Annotated in this window: 6 tRNA genes; all 6 read left to right on the forward strand. The window is 48.0% G+C overall.

The window, feature by feature from the left end:
- Positions 1-92 precede the first annotated feature (92 nt).
- The 6 genes from OJ16_RS09220 to OJ16_RS09245 all read left to right on the forward strand — a co-directional run bounded on the left by OJ16_RS09220 (position 93) and on the right by OJ16_RS09245 (position 777).
- Positions 93-169 (forward strand) — tRNA-Met (locus tag OJ16_RS09220).
- A 63-nt stretch (positions 170-232) separates the two neighbouring features.
- Positions 233-309 (forward strand) — tRNA-Met (locus OJ16_RS09225).
- A 32-nt stretch (positions 310-341) separates the two neighbouring features.
- Positions 342-417, forward strand: a tRNA-Gly gene (locus tag OJ16_RS09230).
- A gap of 35 nt (positions 418-452) precedes the next feature.
- A tRNA-Met gene (locus OJ16_RS09235) sits at positions 453-529 on the forward strand.
- Positions 530-592: 63 nt separating this feature from the next.
- Positions 593-669 (forward strand) — tRNA-Met (locus OJ16_RS09240).
- Between the two features lie 32 nt (positions 670-701).
- Positions 702-777, forward strand: a tRNA-Gly gene (locus OJ16_RS09245).
- Positions 778-931 lie beyond the last annotated feature (154 nt).

Genomic DNA, 931 nt, shown 5'->3' on the forward strand with positions numbered 1-931 from the left:
TGGAGCTCAGACTTGTCATGTTTGGAGCCATCGGTTCGAACCCGATGTGTCGCTCCAAATAGTTCTCATTGTGCTTAACAATGACATCCGGACGCGGGATGGAGCAGCATGGTAGCTCGTCGGGCTCATAACCCGAAGGTCGTAGGTTCAAATCCTGCTCCCGCAACCACATTAGAGTAATGGCATTAGCGATTATTCATAGTTCTCATTGTACTTAACAATGACATTCGGACGCGGGATGGAGCAGCATGGTAGCTCGTCGGGCTCATAACCCGAAGGTCGTAGGTTCAAATCCTGCTCCCGCAACCACATTAAGAGTAATTGCATTAGCGATTATTCATGCGACACTAGCTCAGTTGGTAGAGCGCAACCTTGCCAAGGTTGAGGTCATCGGTTCGAACCCGATGTGTCGCTCCAAATAGTTCTCATTGTGCTTAACAATGACATCCGGACGCGGGATGGAGCAGCATGGTAGCTCGTCGGGCTCATAACCCGAAGGTCGTAGGTTCAAATCCTGCTCCCGCAACCACATTAGAGTAATGGCATTAGCGATTATTCATAGTTCTCATTGTACTTAACAATGACATTCGGACGCGGGATGGAGCAGCATGGTAGCTCGTCGGGCTCATAACCCGAAGGTCGTAGGTTCAAATCCTGCTCCCGCAACCACATTAAGAGTAATTGCAACAGCGATTATTCATGCGACACTAGCTCAGTTGGTAGAGCGCAACCTTGCCAAGGTTGAGGTCATCGGTTCGAACCCGATGTGTCGCTCCAAATTTCTTCTTAATGAAGACAATAAGTCAGCGAACTATTTCAGTGACTTTGGATTCCCCTTCAAATGAATGCTTCATTTGATCTGGCCAAGCAGGCCACACGCTCTTTCTAATGCTGTGAAGCATAAACCCATAAATTATTCAAATACGCTGCT

The sequence above is a fragment of the Vibrio renipiscarius genome, from assembly GCF_000827885.1.
In the GTDB taxonomy this organism is placed as follows: Bacteria; Pseudomonadota; Gammaproteobacteria; order Enterobacterales; family Vibrionaceae; genus Vibrio; species Vibrio renipiscarius.